The 14,796-nt window shown below is 44.3% G+C and carries 22 protein-coding genes; 1 reads left to right on the top strand and 21 read right to left on the bottom strand.

Going from position 1 to position 14,796, the window contains the following annotated elements:
• Positions 1 to 159: 159 nt before the first annotated feature.
• Positions 160 to 1,179, bottom strand: a complete 1,020-nt coding sequence (gene hemH, locus HUZ36_RS05360) for a ferrochelatase (protein WP_176032271.1) — start codon at positions 1,177 to 1,179, stop codon at positions 160 to 162.
• Positions 1,180 to 1,413: 234 nt separating this feature from the next.
• Between hemH and HUZ36_RS05355 the strand changes: the two genes are divergently transcribed.
• Positions 1,414 to 2,967 (top strand): methyl-accepting chemotaxis protein, encoded by a 1,554-nt coding sequence (locus HUZ36_RS05355; RefSeq protein ID WP_128731513.1) that lies wholly within the window; start codon positions 1,414 to 1,416, stop codon positions 2,965 to 2,967.
• Between the two features lie 192 nt (positions 2,968 to 3,159).
• Here HUZ36_RS05355 and HUZ36_RS05350 read toward each other — a convergent pair whose 3' ends face one another.
• The 20 genes from HUZ36_RS05350 to HUZ36_RS05255 all read right to left on the bottom strand — a co-directional run bounded on the left by HUZ36_RS05350 (position 3,160) and on the right by HUZ36_RS05255 (position 14,788).
• Complete coding sequence (locus HUZ36_RS05350; protein WP_125252949.1) at positions 3,160 to 4,368, bottom strand: tyrosine-type recombinase/integrase; 1,209 nt, start codon at positions 4,366 to 4,368, stop codon at positions 3,160 to 3,162.
• A gap of 421 nt (positions 4,369 to 4,789) precedes the next feature.
• Positions 4,790 to 5,926: a phage head morphogenesis protein gene (locus HUZ36_RS05345; RefSeq protein WP_176032270.1), complete on the bottom strand. Its 1,137-nt coding sequence runs from the start codon at positions 5,924 to 5,926 to the stop codon at positions 4,790 to 4,792.
• Between the two features lie 7 nt (positions 5,927 to 5,933).
• On the bottom strand, positions 5,934 to 6,458 hold the full coding sequence (locus tag HUZ36_RS05340) for a hypothetical protein (protein WP_176032269.1): 525 nt from the start codon (positions 6,456 to 6,458) through the stop codon (positions 5,934 to 5,936).
• An 8-nt stretch (positions 6,459 to 6,466) separates the two neighbouring features.
• Entirely contained in the window at positions 6,467 to 7,081 is a 615-nt protein-coding gene (locus tag HUZ36_RS05335) for a DUF3164 family protein (protein ID WP_176032268.1), read from the bottom strand.
• Entirely contained in the window at positions 7,074 to 8,555 is a 1,482-nt protein-coding gene (locus tag HUZ36_RS05330; protein WP_176032267.1) for a phage portal protein family protein, read from the bottom strand. Before HUZ36_RS05330 ends, HUZ36_RS05335 begins: the two co-directional genes overlap by 8 nt.
• Positions 8,548 to 10,287, bottom strand: a complete 1,740-nt coding sequence (locus HUZ36_RS05325; RefSeq protein WP_176032266.1) for a hypothetical protein — start codon at positions 10,285 to 10,287, stop codon at positions 8,548 to 8,550. The genes HUZ36_RS05330 and HUZ36_RS05325 overlap by 8 nt, the downstream gene beginning before the upstream one ends.
• Positions 10,287 to 10,790 (bottom strand): DUF1804 family protein, encoded by a 504-nt coding sequence (locus HUZ36_RS05320; protein WP_099643316.1) that lies wholly within the window; start codon positions 10,788 to 10,790, stop codon positions 10,287 to 10,289. Before HUZ36_RS05320 ends, HUZ36_RS05325 begins: the two co-directional genes overlap by 1 nt.
• A 1-nt stretch (position 10,791) precedes the next feature.
• Positions 10,792 to 11,043 carry a hypothetical protein gene (locus HUZ36_RS05315; RefSeq protein ID WP_176032265.1) on the bottom strand — a complete coding sequence of 84 codons (252 nt, stop codon included), beginning with the start codon at positions 11,041 to 11,043 and terminating at the stop codon, positions 10,792 to 10,794.
• A complete protein-coding gene (locus tag HUZ36_RS05310) occupies positions 11,040 to 11,456 on the bottom strand; it encodes a glycoside hydrolase family protein (protein WP_176032264.1) in 417 nt (138 codons plus the stop codon). The genes HUZ36_RS05315 and HUZ36_RS05310 overlap by 4 nt, the downstream gene beginning before the upstream one ends.
• Positions 11,446 to 11,685: a hypothetical protein gene (locus HUZ36_RS05305; RefSeq protein WP_176032263.1), complete on the bottom strand. Its 240-nt coding sequence runs from the start codon at positions 11,683 to 11,685 to the stop codon at positions 11,446 to 11,448. The genes HUZ36_RS05310 and HUZ36_RS05305 overlap by 11 nt, the downstream gene beginning before the upstream one ends.
• 172 nt (positions 11,686 to 11,857) lie before the next feature.
• Positions 11,858 to 12,067: a hypothetical protein gene (locus tag HUZ36_RS05300; protein WP_176032262.1), complete on the bottom strand. Its 210-nt coding sequence runs from the start codon at positions 12,065 to 12,067 to the stop codon at positions 11,858 to 11,860.
• Positions 12,064 to 12,291: a hypothetical protein gene (locus tag HUZ36_RS05295; RefSeq protein ID WP_176032261.1), complete on the bottom strand. Its 228-nt coding sequence runs from the start codon at positions 12,289 to 12,291 to the stop codon at positions 12,064 to 12,066. Before HUZ36_RS05295 ends, HUZ36_RS05300 begins: the two co-directional genes overlap by 4 nt.
• Positions 12,291 to 12,479 carry a hypothetical protein gene (locus HUZ36_RS05290; RefSeq protein WP_176032260.1) on the bottom strand — a complete coding sequence of 63 codons (189 nt, stop codon included), beginning with the start codon at positions 12,477 to 12,479 and terminating at the stop codon, positions 12,291 to 12,293. The genes HUZ36_RS05295 and HUZ36_RS05290 overlap by 1 nt, the downstream gene beginning before the upstream one ends.
• Entirely contained in the window at positions 12,472 to 12,690 is a 219-nt protein-coding gene (locus tag HUZ36_RS05285) for a hypothetical protein (RefSeq protein WP_176032259.1), read from the bottom strand. Before HUZ36_RS05285 ends, HUZ36_RS05290 begins: the two co-directional genes overlap by 8 nt.
• Positions 12,683 to 12,958: a hypothetical protein gene (locus HUZ36_RS05280; RefSeq protein ID WP_176032258.1), complete on the bottom strand. Its 276-nt coding sequence runs from the start codon at positions 12,956 to 12,958 to the stop codon at positions 12,683 to 12,685. Before HUZ36_RS05280 ends, HUZ36_RS05285 begins: the two co-directional genes overlap by 8 nt.
• Positions 12,955 to 13,350 (bottom strand): Mor transcription activator family protein, encoded by a 396-nt coding sequence (locus HUZ36_RS05275; protein WP_176032257.1) that lies wholly within the window; start codon positions 13,348 to 13,350, stop codon positions 12,955 to 12,957. The genes HUZ36_RS05280 and HUZ36_RS05275 overlap by 4 nt, the downstream gene beginning before the upstream one ends.
• The gene (locus HUZ36_RS05270) at positions 13,343 to 13,534 is read right to left on the bottom strand and encodes a hypothetical protein (protein WP_176032256.1); all 192 of its coding nucleotides are present in this window, start codon (positions 13,532 to 13,534) and stop codon (positions 13,343 to 13,345) included. Before HUZ36_RS05270 ends, HUZ36_RS05275 begins: the two co-directional genes overlap by 8 nt.
• Positions 13,512 to 13,919, bottom strand: a complete 408-nt coding sequence (locus HUZ36_RS05265) for a phage protein GemA/Gp16 family protein (RefSeq protein WP_176032255.1) — start codon at positions 13,917 to 13,919, stop codon at positions 13,512 to 13,514. The genes HUZ36_RS05270 and HUZ36_RS05265 overlap by 23 nt, the downstream gene beginning before the upstream one ends.
• On the bottom strand, positions 13,916 to 14,266 hold the full coding sequence (locus tag HUZ36_RS05260; protein ID WP_176032254.1) for a hypothetical protein: 351 nt from the start codon (positions 14,264 to 14,266) through the stop codon (positions 13,916 to 13,918). Before HUZ36_RS05260 ends, HUZ36_RS05265 begins: the two co-directional genes overlap by 4 nt.
• A gap of 60 nt (positions 14,267 to 14,326) precedes the next feature.
• Positions 14,327 to 14,788 (bottom strand): hypothetical protein, encoded by a 462-nt coding sequence (locus tag HUZ36_RS05255; protein ID WP_176032253.1) that lies wholly within the window; start codon positions 14,786 to 14,788, stop codon positions 14,327 to 14,329.
• Positions 14,789 to 14,796: the final 8 nt, after the last annotated feature.

Raw genomic sequence — 14,796 nt, 5'->3', positions numbered from 1 at the left:
CAAACTCGATGACTTTAACACCGAGCTTGCGCCACATGGCTTTGATCTTATATCCGTTTTGGAGTAATCGATAGTGTGGATTGGGAATATAATATAGAAGCGCCAGTGAGGATAGGGGATTTACCTCATCGGTAAATCCTCTGGTTAATTGCAACTGTTCTAAAGTAGCGGTTTAATAAGCGCCGTGATTGCTGTGATATGATCATCACGATCATTAAGCGCTGGAATGTAGCGGTATTTGTCACCACCTGATGACTCAAAAACCTCTCTGTTCTCAACTTCAAGTTCTTCCAGTGTTTCTAAACAATCAGCACTAAAAGCGGGACTCAATATTGCCACATCTTTTACTCCTTGACTAGGAAGGCTTTCTAACGTTTTGTCAGTATATGGCTGCAACCATTCTGCCTTACCAAAGCGACTCTGGAACGTAGTTATCACTTTATCTTTGTCTAACGCCAGCTTTTCAACCACAAGGCGGGTCGTTTGTTGGCAAAAACAGTGATACGGATCACCCCTATCTAAGAATAGCTTCGGAGTACCGTGATATGAAAATACCAATTTTTCTGGCTCTCCATGCACTTCTAAATCTTCTTTAATAGAGTTCGCCAGTGATTCTATGTACAGAGGGTGTTTGTGATACCCATTTATGAAGTGTAGCTCGGGGACCCAACGCCATCCTCGCAAGACTTTAGACACCTGATCAAAGGTTGAACCCGTTGTGGCGCTGGAATATTGTGGATATAGCGGTACGATAATAATTCGAGTCACACCTTTATTTCGCAGCTTTTCCAAGCCGGATTCTATGGAAGGGTTTCCATAACGCATCGCCAGTTCGACTTCTATATCGTTAAAGCCTTCATCACGAAGTTGCTTCTCGATCTTAGCAGTTTGGGCTTTACTAATGGTGATGAGCGGTGAGCCTTCGTCGGTCCAAATAGACTGGTAGGCGTGGGCTGATTTCTTTGGACGAACCCGAAGGATGATTCCGTGCAAAATCATCAGCCAAATCAACCTTGGAATTTCAACGATGCGTGGATCAGAGAGAAACTCAGCAAGATAGACCCTAAGGGCTTTTGCAGTAGGTGCATCAGGGCTACCTAAGTTGGTTATCAAAATCCCTGTTTTGGAGTTAAATCTACCTTCATGTGGGTTATCAGTAATTGCTGAAAAGCGAGACACCAAACGCTCCTTAGGTTATTATTCAAGTGCTATTATTTTACAAGAAAGCTTGTACGTGAGTAAGCCCAATTTAGATCTAAACTCGATCAAATCAATTTGCGCCGCGAAATCTCTCACACTATAGTTGTAATTATCGTTAATTAATCCCTTCTCTATTGCTATTCAGTGTGTGAGGGCGTATTTTCCTGCATTCACAAAAGGAAAATAAAATATCTGTAGTTTTGGAATATTTAAATGAGAACCAACCACCCAATAACTCAAAGAGAAAAAACGTTTTCTCGTGACGTAAAACTGATTTCTGTCACTGACCTAAAAGGCAATATTATTGACTGTAATCAAGCATTTATCGACATTAGCGGCTTTTCGCGTGACGAGTTAATTGGTCAGCCTCACAATCTTGTTCGCCATCCAGATATGCCGCCTATTGCTTTTGCTACAATGTGGAAGCAGCTTAAAACTGGTAAGCCGTGGATGGGGATCGTAAAAAACAGATGTAAAAATGGCGATCATTATTGGGTAGACGCGTACGTGACTCCAATCACTGAAAATGGCCAAATTGTTGGTTATGAGTCAGTGAGAAGCTGCCCTGATAGGTCAACTGTTGAACGTGCAAGCCAGCTATATAGCAGCGTAAACAGTAACAAAAGCGGTGGCATAGGCCTGCCGAAACTACGGATCATCTGGCCTGTTTTCAACATTATCTCATCATTATTGCTGTGGTATTTTGTTTCCGAGTCCGCCGGATTCTTCTGGCTAATGGCAAATATGCTCGGATACTCAGCTTATGCAACTTGGCGCGATAAAGAGCAACTAAAGCGCTTAGAGTCTGAGCTTGCTCATAGCTTTTGCGACGAAATTTCACAACAAGTTTACTCCACTTGGGATGGCACGATGGCGTCTATCCAAGTACGCTTAAAAAGCGAACGCGCCCATCTTGACACTATCCTTACCAGAGTAGAGCATGCCGCGCAAAACGTTTCAAAAGGTGCACATACTGCCAGTAACGAAGCACAAGCAACCTACGCAGACCTACAAAAGCAACAATCTGAAACCGAGCTTGTAGCAACAGCAATGAATGAAATGACTACAACTATTAATGATGTCTCAAATAGCGTTCAGCTGAGCGCCAAAGATGCACAAAATTCATTGGAGTTGACGTCTCAGACAGAGCAAATCGCCAACAAAACCAAAGTCGCATTTAGCGACCTGAGTAACACAATCTCGGATATTCGCAGCTCCGTTGAAGGCGTTTCTAAACAAACTGATAAAATAGCGGCAGCCGCACAAATTATCGAACAAATTGCAGAGCAGACGAATTTGTTGGCACTAAATGCCGCCATCGAAGCTGCAAGAGCAGGAGAGCAAGGTAGGGGCTTTGCCGTAGTCGCAGACGAGGTAAGGCATCTAGCACAGCGTACTCAAGAGTCAACAAAAGAGATCCACGCTATCATCGAAGAGCTAACTAGCAGCACACAAGCATCTGTTAATATCGCTCAACAAGGTCAGGAAGAATCTCTTCACGGTATTGATCAGCTGAACCAAAGTACTGACATGCTTCAGCAAATTACTCAAGCTGTAATACAGATAAGTGATATGTCCATGCAAATTGCAACATCAGTTGAACAGCAAGCAACCGTATCAGACGATATTAACCAACAGGTAGTCAATATTGCTCAACTTGCAAATAATAGTCTAGATAGTGCAGATAAAGTGCATCAAGAAAGTAAAGATTTAGAGTCAATTGCAAAAGAGATGCACGAATTAATTGTACGATTCAAGCGTAATTAGCCGTGATAATATGAACATCCATATGCCACACATTAAGTAATGTGTGGCATTTTGTTACGCTAATTTAACCTCTGAGTAAGTATTCCTCTTCGTTTTTCCCGTAGCCATACCTGTTGTAACACTCGTAGAAACAGTAGGTTAGACACCATTTTTAATTTTTTGTAGCAGCAGTTCTAGATTGTATTGATTAGGCTATATTTTTCGTTTTAGCCCAGATTTTGCTCGCTCTTTAATATTGGTTTGAATATAAATTTGGTCTGTAGTTGCAATTTTTGCATGCCCAAGATCTTCTGATAGGTGCTTAAGCGGGCGATGCTGTGCGTCGTGAGTCGCACCAGTGTGCCTCAACCAATGTGATGTTGCGGCTTGTAATTGCTCTGATTCTTCTGTGAATCCATCCTCTTTTAACTTATCTACTGCCAAATCAAAGCTCTGCTGAACTATACGGCGTAATTGGCGAACATTCATACCACCTTGTCCGCGTAACTTATGGATAATCGGATATGGCTCATCAACACGTGGGAGGGCACTTAAACCTCGATAGTGGCGATAGCGTTTTAAGTAACCAATAAAATCTTCGCTTAATGTCACGTCTCGCAACTTATTACCTTTACCCATGATCCTGAGATACCAAAAGTCATCTTGATCTTGCCAAAAGTGGCTCATAACAGGAGACCAATGAGGGCGATCTGACAGTTCAGAAATACGTAAATATAAACCTTTTAAACACGCAAGAACGAAAAGGTTTCGCTCTAAATCCGGCTGTTGCTCACATAAGTCACGGGTGACTCCGAATACGTATTCCCACTGTAGATCACTCAATGTGTCGGGAAGGTTTATTTGTGACTGTACAACCAAGTAGGGACTATTTTTCTTTACCACAGGAACAAAATTGGTGAATGATTTTTCCTCCAAAATTGCAAACTTATAAAACACGTTAAGTGCCGTAAACATTGCAGCCAATGTCTGTTGGCTCGCACCATTTTCTTTTAGAACAAAAGGGCGCCAATTCTCATTAACTCTACGGATCCCTTGGTCTTGTTTGTAGCGCCATTGAACAGAAGTTTGCGTCCATGCTTTGTCCGGCTCAACAACAAAATCAACATATGCTTCAACATCTTCACGTTTTAAATCAAATACAGACTTTTGTGCTATCAGCCATGACCACAAATAAAAACGCTCAAGCTCATTACGGAACCGATTAAAAGTAGCCTCTGATTTACGACCATAAACATATAAAAACTGAAATAGAAACTGCAGTTCCGCTTCAACAGGCAAAGATTTATTATGCACGACTAAGAATTTAGCCAACTCTGGATATTCATGTGCTAACGTATTATCTTCTAGATGCGCGATTTGATACCTAAGTTGCTTAAAAGTATCGACTAAAGGCAGAACCATAAAAAGTCCGATATTGGTTAGTATTGGACATATTATAGTAACGATAACACGCTTAATGCAACCCAAAAAAACAACCCATAATTTACGTTATGTTAAATGGATGAATATGAGGCATTTTTCCTTCTACTGTTCGCAACGCGCGCTGTATTCTTATTATCTTGGTGTAAGGGGTTGTTCATTTCTAGATTTGAATATGGATCGGATTCCAACGAATGGATGCTCTGAAGCCCCTATTAAATCTAGACCTCAGATAATTTCGCTTTAAATCCTTAAAATCTCATCAGGCATTTGTTTTTAGACAAAACCTGATCGTTTTGCCTCATTTCGCGATCATTCCTGCTCATTGTACGTTTAGAATTAGATCGAAATTCGCCGTTTTAAATTGAGTTTAAACGACCTTTAAACTGACATTAAACACGGTTTAAATCTTGTTTAAAGCAACTACGCGATTAAAATCACTGCCAATCTGCACTGTTACCATCACGCCATCAATGGCCAGTTTGACCACGCTTTTATTAAACGAAATGAACTCGCCAGTTTGTACAATACGCATCAACTCAGATGCTTTCTCAAACCCCAATAAATTGATAGCTGTCATCAGTACCGAGTGTTCAATGACGATGAGCGTACTCTTGGTTTGTGGTGCTACCTTTATTATATGGTCGAATACTTTGCTTTGCATGTGGCCAAGCGTAAATGCGGTTCCTGAGTCTGCCTTGTTTAATACTTGCTTTGCAGCTGCGGTAGCCATTTGCTTTTTGAAATGACTTTCACCTTGGTTGATGATCTCATTAAAAATTGGCGTGGCTACTTCACGTAAATTGTTATCCAAGCGCCCTAGCATTTCGCCCGTGGCTTTGTCCGCGCCCAACCATGCTTTGCCTGGATTGTAGTTCCAGCCTAAATCAATACCCGTTAGCTTTTCTAGTTCTTCACCAGTTTGTGGATCAGCCACTTTAAAGGGTTTTAATAATGGGTCGACTACATTGTCCGGCGTCACGGTTAAGCCCATGCGTTTAATATCAGCATCACTCAGACTTACAACTTTACAGCGGCACATCCATCCGTTTGGTGGATAATGCGAGTCCCAGAACTTATGATCTAATGGTAGTAATATATAGTGCCACTTTTGATGGTCAGCTCTTACACGCTGATCACCTGCAGTTAAATATAGGAGATACGGGCGTCTATGCTTTATTCGTTCCTGTTGTTGCCAGCGCCCAGCTGCTCGCGCTGTATTTTTGTTATTTTGGTAGATAACACGAGTTCGCCAGCCGCGCTTACCATTATATGACCAGCCATGTTTTGCAACTACCTCATCAAATCGCTTTCGAAAGGATGTGATCGTTTCACCTTGCTCAATAGATGCTACTACTGACTTATATAGGTCATCCAACAACTCTGTTTTTGTAGCACCTGCAACTGTAAATGCTCGTGCGTGAATATGGCCTTGTAAGTCTTTATATGACTCGGTGGGTATTTGGATTTTTTGTTTGAGGTTGGAAATGGCCTCATCGAATTTAACGAGTTGGCCATACTGGGGAGATAAACCTGGCATATGTGCCCTACTTACTCAGCAATTTATTGGTTTTATCCTTGGAGCCAAGGCTTGAACCATAGAAAAACTGCAGGATTGCACCAAGTGTGGTACCGAGTAAAAAGCCTAAAATGGTATCGGCATAGCGCCTTGCGGGCTCTGAGATGTCAATAAAAGTAATGCAGCCTATATAAATGAAGGTTGCGACCGTTAAAAACCACGCGTACTGGTAAACAAATCGTTTTGCCATTTTGTCATCTTGATCTAGCGCTTTGTTCTGCATATTCCGAGCGCTATCTAAATTTTTGTATGCCAGCTCGGCTAAGCTTTCTTCCTTATTTAGCACCGCAAGCCTAAGTTGGTTTTGTAACTCGCCACTTTTGCTTATCTTATCAAACGCCTTTGTTGCATCGCCTTCGCCTGTAAGCGTTTGCGCCATATCTACCACTTTTGTGGCTACCTCTGCGCCATTATCACCACCAATCCATTGGCCTATCTTTTTATCCAGGCCAGTTAGCTTAGCTAGGCCCAAAGCAATCGTAATTGGTTCCATAACTCACCTCACAGCTTGGCTATATCAAGCGAAACGGCGTTGTCGTTACCGTGATCATCTTGCTTGTAAAAGCGAATAAAGCGCACACTATCTATTACGTTTATTGACTCAGCCAATATGTCCATTGCACGATGCCATTTGCCTGTTTCATCAACGATTTCCAAGCGGCGTAAACCTAAAATACGCTGCGGATTTACTTTGCCCTGCTTGTCAGTAGAGAACGCTTTTTTGACGACAGCTTTAATATTTTGATTACTACCTTCTGACCATTCATCTAGACACTGGAATATTAACTCTGTAGCTAGCTTTTCCTCTGGACCTAGCTCGATACGCTCTAGAGACTGTATGCTTACGGCAAGCTTATTATCGAACGAGCGCAGCGTTACATTGCCTTTCTTACCACCCAGATTAACGTCGTATTCTTGGGCAAGGAGCTCCATAAAATTATCGGCTTGCTCCATCTGCAAACGCTTAAACTCGGCAAGCTCTTTTTGCTGTTTTTCAGCCAACGCTACGGCCTGTTTTACAAACTCGTCTTTAATAAGGTCGGTTTGCTTAATATTGGCGATGGCGACTAAGTTGCCCTTGCCGTCTTTCATGTAACCATTAGGTATATCAGTCATCGTTTATCTCCGAAGAATTAGCTTCATCCATCCCTTGTAAAAACTCTAGTTCAAACGCTTTACTGGCTACGTCGGCCAGTGCGGTACCACTGAGGTTTGGGAATTCATAAAGGATTTTGTCTTTTAGTTCGTTTAGGCTTGCTGAGTGCTTGGTAAACTCAAATATCTTGGCAATTTCAACATCGGTTGCCTGGTCAAACTCATCAAAGGGGTTCACATCCATGTGGTTATCCTTCGCTGCAAAATCCTGTTTTGCAGCCGTGGCAATTCCAGCGCCATCGTCCCTTACTTCTAACACCGCCTGACCTTCCTGTGGCTTTGGTACTCCTAGTGTTTTATAGGCGTGATCTTCCGTTACTTTTATCAACTTGGCGGTTTCTCTAATGACATTAACCGCGTCGAGGTTGATCTCTTTTTTGTCTCGCCAAATGTATTTCGGGGGCTCGCCACCATCAAAGTTAACGTGATGAATAGCCTCTAAAATTTGATTGCGATAACTCGATACACGTGCCCTATCCGCCCGTTGGTTTTCGCCAGCTCGCTTAGCGTGCGTTTCGCTCGCCGCACGTGCGCCAGACTTTTGCTCGGTTGCTAACGTTTGTGAAGTGAGTGCTTTGCTCATCTCAGCATTGCACATATCTATCAGCTGTTTTTGTACGGGCTCACCGCTTAGCTTGCTTTCGATGATCTCAATGGATGAATCATCCGGTATGGTCGCGATACCATCGGTAATGAGTTTTGCTAACCCATCAATTAGCTCATCCACTTGGTCATCCGTTTTGCCGACAGGGTGCTTGCCAACAGGAAATGGGACGCCAAAACGCTCGCAAAGTTGTACAAAAAACTTAAAACCACCATGCTTAAACATCCATGGCCAAAAACAGCTACTCAATAGGGCTACACCGTACGGGTTCTTAGCGCTCGGCATGTGCCGAACACACGTCCAGCGCTGGTCTACCAACTCCTCGCCATGCGGGTTGTCACGGGTTTTGAGTAGTAGTTCGTGGTCGGGGGTAAACACGAATCTGCTTGCTGGCCACATCTCAATTTTGTTTGGTAGCCAAGTGTTGTCTGCCTTTTCATACGCGCCGAGGTGAGTCACGGCAAACCCATGCAAAATAGCGCTGTAGTTGTGCCAGTCTACGTCCATCCATTCGGTGTTTATTGCAGGCTTTCTTGCCATTAGCGTCTTTGCTAGCTCATAGCTTTTTTTACTCGCTGCATCATCACCGCCGGGCACCAATTCGGCCGTAAACGCAAACATGCCAGAGCACAGAGTGCGTAGCTCACCAATTACATGTGCATCAGCGGCAATTTCGTCATAAATTAGGGCGCTTTTGCCAGCTTTACGCAGTATTGGGTCTGGGTTTGGTAGTTCACGCATCATGGCCCATTGATTTGGGTCACTTTGGCTCATGTTGAACATTTTTTGCAGGGCTCTATAACCCCGATAACTTAAATGAGGTTTAGACATGGTAGCCCCCTATTGATTTAGTCACTTTTTTGCTGCGTACTCTGGGCATGCCACCTGCACCCGTGCTGGCAATCATCCATAAGATGGTGAGCGCACAGCTCAAGTCGTAGTGGTGTGTACTTTGTTTATCAGGCCAGTTTTCTAGCTCATCCATAACCAGTGGGCATTTTGAATTAAACGCAATTTGGGCAGGTACGTTGGTCACAAAGGGCTCCAATCCCTCTATACGTTCTTCCTGGCTTACTGTTGCGGTTACACCGCGAAGCGGCAGTGCAATACCTTCGTCTAATCCGCGTTTTATGTAGTCTTGACGCATGTATTCAAAGGCATTGTTATTCTCAAACCCCCACACTAAACAGTTGTATTCACGCTGTAGGCGTATCAGGTCATTAAGTAGCTTGCTCGTGCCTCGCACCTTGCGGCTTTCGTACTCAACATGTAGCTTGCCCAGCTCTTTACAAAACAGGCCAACCAGCAACGCGCTAGGGTCTGCCCCTGCTGTTTTACCCATGCTTGGGTCGCATGCGCCGTACGGCGTCCAAAGATTTAGTCGGTTTACCCAAAATTCAAATTGAAAGAAGATCTGCTCTTCATCGCTCTTAGCGATCCCCTGCATTTCACGGTTAAACTCGCGCTTGTTTGACGCCCACATCACCATTAAGTCATACAGGCTGCGCACGCTAGACCAGGATGTTTTTGAGCCTTTACTCATTTGGCGCTTTTGCTTAATCCAAAACTTAAACGATGGTTTATCTTCTTTGGCTACAGCTTGGCCTTTTGCTGCCGCTTTTTTCTCGAACTCTTTGTCTTTAAAAAGCATCAAATCACGGCATTCTTCCCATAAGTCCATACGCTCAGGGAATTGCTCAATGGCTTTAAAACGATGTACCAAATGACCAGGTGCGTTTTCAGCACGTGAGATTGGGTCGTCGCTGTTTAGAACTGTGTTTACGCCAAGGAATTTCACTGTGCCGTCAGGTGGGCCAAGGTATTGCACAGCGGCTTCTAAAAATCCCCAACGTGAATCTCGCTCAGTGGCTGAGCGGGCTTCTTTATCCGTAATAATGTCATCGGCCATGAGTAATTTGGGGCGGCTAGCGCCGTGGAATGCACCACGAACAGACTGCTCAGCCCCTCGGCTTTCAAAGCGTACGCCTTGCGCGGTAACAAACTCGCCAATCTTCCATGTGGGACTGGTTTGGCAAACCTCTGGAAAGTCCAAGAGCAAATTATTGTTCTGCAGTAACTCAGTTTTTACCACTTCCAATGTTTTGGCGGGCATTTTGGCTTCAGCGCCAAACAAAATGGCGTAATCAATAAAGAGCGCGGGCTTTGGTAAATCCAACTCTTTGCAAACATCATCGTCTTGTAGCAGAGCCAATACCGCCACATAGACGGGCGATATTTTCACGCCCAGTGTTGATTTACCCTCACCACGAGGCGCAACAAACCAGTTTTTCCAGCCGTTGGTTAGCTTTAGGGCCTCAGGGAACCAGTTCATAAAATAACGCTGAAACTCGCTAGGCTCTTGCCCCTCGTCCAACCACATATGGTGCGGAAAATATGTATACACAAAAAACTCAAAGTCCCCGCTGAGCACGCGCTTACGTCTTGCCTTTATTGCCTCTGGGCTTGGGTCAATGTCACGCTGCTTAGCCTCAATGTCTAACCGAAGGCCTGCGGTGATCTGCTCAAGCTCTGCCAGAAACTCTTTACTATTTAAGTCGCCCATCAGTCATCCATAATGTTGACAAGCTGTGGGCCAAACGCAGTTAAAATCACAACCAGTTGCGGGGAAAAGTCAGGGTGGTGCTTGCTTACAAAGGCGGTCAGTTTCTTGATCACTTCTACCGCCACTGTGCGGCGCTCAATGGTTTTGTTACCTCCGCTTAGCTTCATAACTTTGCTATACATGTCACTTAGCTGAGTGAGCACTTTTACTCGCTCTGCTGGCGTCATAGCGGTTTCTGGGTCTCTGAGTAGGCTAAACGTTTCACTGGTTTGAATGGTAAATTCTTCAATAAAGTCTTGAGTAAACTCCCCTGCTGGCCCTACCGCTTTTCTGGCTGCTGTACGGGCTAAATCCCAGTCATCGCCACTGGCTTTGGCTTCGGCTTTCCAGCGTCTTGCTGTGCCGTCTGCCACTTTATGTTTTACAGCCGCAACAGATAGCGCCAATAGCTCATTAACATAGCTGTGGCGTACTGCATTTTTAATATCAGCAGAGTGCGCCATATCAACCTCCGGTTTTAAGCTTTAGCAGCTCAACGGCAATAGCAACCGCAAGGCCAGCACCACCGCCAAAGCCAGCAATTTTAATACGGTTATTGGTTACGTGAGATTCAACTGTTTCGACCCGCGCTTCTAAGCTATCAACACGCTTTGTGAGGTCTTTTTTAATCTCAGTAACTTCTTTGAGTATTGCGGTCTGTGTGGCCTGGATCTGGCCAATAGATAGGAATAACTGGTTTTCTTGCTCTGGGGTCATAGGTACCACTCCCCAGAGGCCATTTGCTCGGCAAGCTCATCAGCACGTTTGCCGACTTGCACTGCCCAACGTGAGTTAAGCATTTCATGGGCCGCTAGCTCCCAGTCACCGTCTTCAACCGCTCCAATTGTGTTTTTAAAATTGAGCAGGCCAGTAATGCCTAGGTTAAAGGCCATGTTAATAAGCACGGCTTCGCGTGCCGGATTACATTTTGTGGTATTAATGTTGTTGCGAACGGCTTGGGTGAACTCTTTAATGTCATTGCTGAGTAAATAATCCGACTCGGCTTCAGAGATGCCGCGCTGCTCTAAGTTCCTACCAACACCTATTGTGGCGTACCCTGCAGGGCAGTTGTACACCTTTAGCCGCTCGCCTTCGTGCCGTTTTAATTGGTTAAATAGGTTAAAGTCCATGGGCAGTCCTACGCTTGAGTTTAGTTTTAACTTTTACAAAGCACTCAGGCACAGGTTTAGGTGGTTTTACGGCACGTTTTTTAGCAATCAGTGCTTTCACACTATTGCGTAACAGCTGTAAATATCGTGGCTCACAGGTTGCAGCAATCGCTTGCTTTTCTTCACGCGTTTTTGCTGCAACGATTAGCTCCGCCAACACCCACACAGGCAATGATTTTGCTTTGCTCATGGGGTGATGATCGCGTAATCATCAGAGGCCAAACATATGGAAAGTAGTTTTCAACGGGGGGAATAAAGCGGTTAAATTAGGCTAAATTAAAATCGGCCATACTGCAATACTGGCCGTTTAAATTAGGTTTAAAGGGAGTTTAAAGCGAGTCTAAAAACGGTGCGCTCATAAATTAACTAGCTCCCGTAAAAGTTAAGTGATCAATTGAAAAGCAACCCGACTTACCCCTGAGCTTAACGACGACTTCTCCGCTATACATTGTCCAAGCCTTGCTCGTTGTATTCACCGACTCACCTCCTCTCAACGCTATTACCGACTGATAAATAAAGCAGCTGCCAACAGGATATTTGCTATTGAATTGTTCCGCTGTCATCTTGCTCATAAATCCTCCAAACCAATATCAAGGCGAGGTAAGTTTGCGAATAGTTCATCTGGTTCAGTAACTACGCCACGCAGCTCTGAATAGTGTACTTTATTGCCCGACACAGCTTCGTATTTCTCACCAACCAAACGGGCTAAGTCACTCTGGTCAATTTCAACCACACCGTAAACATCGTTTGTTGCTACGCGTGCGTCCTTCCAAAGTACAATTACAAAAGTATCCATTAGTTCTCCAACTCTCTCTTAGCCTCGGCCAGCTCTTGCTCTAGTGCAAATAGCGGTAAACCGAGGCTTTTTCGTTGTTCAATATGGCTGTTTAGTAGGGCTATACCCTCTTTAAACATCCACTTTTTAATTGGTTTTGCACCTGCCAGTTGCTTGGCTGTTAGCAAAACAAAGTTATCGCTACGCACGCTTGGCCTCCGCATGCACACCGTGGCCTTCAGCAAACGTCACTTTCCAAAATACTTGGTTACAATGATTGCATGTTGATAGCGTGTCCCAGTTGTATTTGGTGTTATTTTGCTGTGTGCGAAGCTGTGCTTTACAGTGTGGGCAGTTAAAGTCATGTAATGCCACGCCTGCTGCCTTCAAGTGTTCATAGTATTGCTGTGCTTTATCCATTATTAGCTACTCCCTCTTCACAAAGACTAAAGCGTGTTATCCCCCATAAACTCTTTGTCTCTGGGTATATTGGCGGCATTGGTAGGAAACCATTCGGGCCACGTTTTACCGCCGTAGCCGGTTTATCTGGTGGGATAGATGGGCCACCATTTCGTCCCGCTAGGCTCTCACTCTTTTCCAATAGGTGGTCACAGTCTGCAACTACACCAAGCACAAAGCCGAGCGCGACCAAGCCAACATAAACCAGCTGTTTAACTGCTAAGTTCATAACTTAAACTCCATCTGTTGCTCCCTGTAAGCGTTGTGTTCGTTTAGGATTTTCATGATCCACTGCCTTGTAATGCCAAAGCGTTTAACCAGAGCTTGAATGGTCACGCCGTTTTTAACCTCTTCAACTATCACTTGGTCGCGTAGCTGTATTAGCACCTTGTTTAGCATCGGCACTTGGTACTGAGTCTCTGCATAGTTCGCCAGCGCTAAGCACATCTCCTCGCCAAATACCTTTACAAAGTGGCTCTCAGGGTTGGCTGCTTTTGGTATGTAAAACATCTGGCCCTGGTGCTCACTAAGTAGTTGAATGGTTTTTTCAACGCCTAGTACCTTTACAAACTGCCTAATGCCTGCAGGCAGCGCCCGTAAGTCAATATTTAATTTACTCATCAAATAGGCCCTCTACACTGTATTCGCGCTCAATAGCACGCCTATCTTGCAATGCCTCTAAACGATGGCGAGCTCGGCTTAGCGCTATATCCTTTTTACTTGGCTTGCGAGCGGTTAAGTTTTCGGTGAAGCGTTCACGGTTTACTACAATCGTAAATTCGTTAAAGCTGTTGCTGTTTGCCATTGCCTTGCCCTCTTGCTAACCAGCCTTTGAGTATTTCAATCAGCTGTTGCCAGTTGTCGCTGGCGTCTTGTAACGGCACGCCACCAGTGTGCTTTTTACAAAACGTCTCGCATGCTTGTTTGCTGTCTACCTTTACCAATCCCGCTTTGGCCAGTAATCCCCAAAGGCGGTAAATATGGCGCAGTGCTGAGGGCATACGCTTACGTCTTCGTGTTGTTGGGCTCAAGGCTCGGTAGCGCTTCAGTAGCACTTTGCGCTCGTCGGTTGTGAGTTTGGTGCAGGTAGACACGCGAAACTTGCTCACCTCCAATACATTTTGCCGGTGGGCATCATCACTAATGTTTGCGTAGTGCTGTGCGGCTTTAATTTGCTGGACTAAAGTCATGCTACCTCCTCGATTGTAAAGTCTGGTAACAAGCTGAATTTAATGATTTTTACATCCCATGGTTTGTCGTCACTGGTATGTAAACGGGCAATATCTGAATAATGCAAGGTAAATTCGTTGGTAAAACTTACCGATGATTTTACCTTTTCTAATTGCTTACATTCGTATAGCTTTATACCTAGCAGTATGGCAAACGCCGCTTTGATGTTGCCGTTTACGCTGTCGAGAATAATGCCTTGAGGGTCGTGCTTGCAGATTGCCGCCAACATTTGGGTGTTGTTTTTGGTATCGCTAAACGCAAATTTGGCGCTAAAAAAACCTTCGTTTACTTCGATTGAAAATGCCATAGTGTTTGTTCCTGTTGTTTAGCCTTGTTGCAGCAAGGCTGATTACTTTTGTGTTTTGTTTTAGCTCTCTAGCCAAGTGAGTGTACGGTTTACAATGAAACGATATCTTTCAGAGGTCTTTAGTTCGTTTGCAAACTCAGTGGTACAAAGAAGTACCATTCCTACATGAGCGGCATCGGCAATTGCCGCTAGTTGCTCTAAAGTGTTTGAACGACATCTATCAGCGTTGTAGATGGTAAAAACGAATTTTGAGTTGGTGAGTGATTTGATAATTCTATTGCGTTCAAGGTGTTCGCTTTCGTCTGGGGCTAATCCAAGATGCAGCAGCAAAAAGTCCGTCATGTTCGTGCTCGCGACTAGGTCTTTTCCATCAATGACCATTGTATTTTCATTGTTTTTGCAGTGCGCTTCGAAATACGCTTTGTATTGGTTAACGTCCAAATTTGTAGATACCACCGCAAAACGGCCAGTTGCTTTAGCTTGTTCAAAAGCGGAGTCATAAAGTGTTGATATGATAGTCATGTTAAGTC

It is taken from the genome of Pseudoalteromonas sp. McH1-7, from assembly GCF_013366255.1.
GTDB lineage: Bacteria > Pseudomonadota > Gammaproteobacteria > Enterobacterales > Alteromonadaceae > Pseudoalteromonas > Pseudoalteromonas peptidolytica.
The sequence above is the reverse complement of the archived record's forward strand: the minus strand, read 5'-3'. Positions and strand labels throughout refer to the sequence as shown.

Bases quoted from the DNA above. Each gene is read 5' to 3' on its own strand.
- HUZ36_RS05355 (WP_128731513.1), top strand. From the start codon at position 1,414: ATGAGAACCAACCACCCAATAACTCAAAGAGAAAAAACGTTTTCTCGT.
- HUZ36_RS05350 (WP_125252949.1), bottom strand. From the start codon at position 4,368: ATGGTTCTGCCTTTAGTCGATACTTTTAAGCAACTTAGGTATCAAATC.
- HUZ36_RS05345 (WP_176032270.1), bottom strand. From the start codon at position 5,926: ATGCCAGGTTTATCTCCCCAGTATGGCCAACTCGTTAAATTCGATGAG.
- HUZ36_RS05340 (WP_176032269.1), bottom strand. From the start codon at position 6,458: ATGGAACCAATTACGATTGCTTTGGGCCTAGCTAAGCTAACTGGCCTG.
- HUZ36_RS05335 (WP_176032268.1), bottom strand. From the start codon at position 7,081: ATGACTGATATACCTAATGGTTACATGAAAGACGGCAAGGGCAACTTA.
- HUZ36_RS05330 (WP_176032267.1), bottom strand. From the start codon at position 8,555: ATGTCTAAACCTCATTTAAGTTATCGGGGTTATAGAGCCCTGCAAAAA.
- HUZ36_RS05325 (WP_176032266.1), bottom strand. From the start codon at position 10,287: ATGGGCGACTTAAATAGTAAAGAGTTTCTGGCAGAGCTTGAGCAGATC.
- HUZ36_RS05320 (WP_099643316.1), bottom strand. From the start codon at position 10,790: ATGGCGCACTCTGCTGATATTAAAAATGCAGTACGCCACAGCTATGTT.
- HUZ36_RS05315 (WP_176032265.1), bottom strand. From the start codon at position 11,043: ATGACCCCAGAGCAAGAAAACCAGTTATTCCTATCTATTGGCCAGATC.
- HUZ36_RS05310 (WP_176032264.1), bottom strand. From the start codon at position 11,456: ATGGACTTTAACCTATTTAACCAATTAAAACGGCACGAAGGCGAGCGG.
- HUZ36_RS05305 (WP_176032263.1), bottom strand. From the start codon at position 11,685: ATGAGCAAAGCAAAATCATTGCCTGTGTGGGTGTTGGCGGAGCTAATC.
- HUZ36_RS05300 (WP_176032262.1), bottom strand. From the start codon at position 12,067: ATGAGCAAGATGACAGCGGAACAATTCAATAGCAAATATCCTGTTGGC.
- HUZ36_RS05295 (WP_176032261.1), bottom strand. From the start codon at position 12,291: ATGGATACTTTTGTAATTGTACTTTGGAAGGACGCACGCGTAGCAACA.
- HUZ36_RS05285 (WP_176032259.1), bottom strand. From the start codon at position 12,690: ATGGATAAAGCACAGCAATACTATGAACACTTGAAGGCAGCAGGCGTG.
- HUZ36_RS05280 (WP_176032258.1), bottom strand. From the start codon at position 12,958: ATGAACTTAGCAGTTAAACAGCTGGTTTATGTTGGCTTGGTCGCGCTC.
- HUZ36_RS05275 (WP_176032257.1), bottom strand. From the start codon at position 13,350: ATGAGTAAATTAAATATTGACTTACGGGCGCTGCCTGCAGGCATTAGG.
- HUZ36_RS05270 (WP_176032256.1), bottom strand. From the start codon at position 13,534: ATGGCAAACAGCAACAGCTTTAACGAATTTACGATTGTAGTAAACCGT.
- HUZ36_RS05265 (WP_176032255.1), bottom strand. From the start codon at position 13,919: ATGACTTTAGTCCAGCAAATTAAAGCCGCACAGCACTACGCAAACATT.
- HUZ36_RS05260 (WP_176032254.1), bottom strand. From the start codon at position 14,266: ATGGCATTTTCAATCGAAGTAAACGAAGGTTTTTTTAGCGCCAAATTT.
- HUZ36_RS05255 (WP_176032253.1), bottom strand. From the start codon at position 14,788: ATGACTATCATATCAACACTTTATGACTCCGCTTTTGAACAAGCTAAA.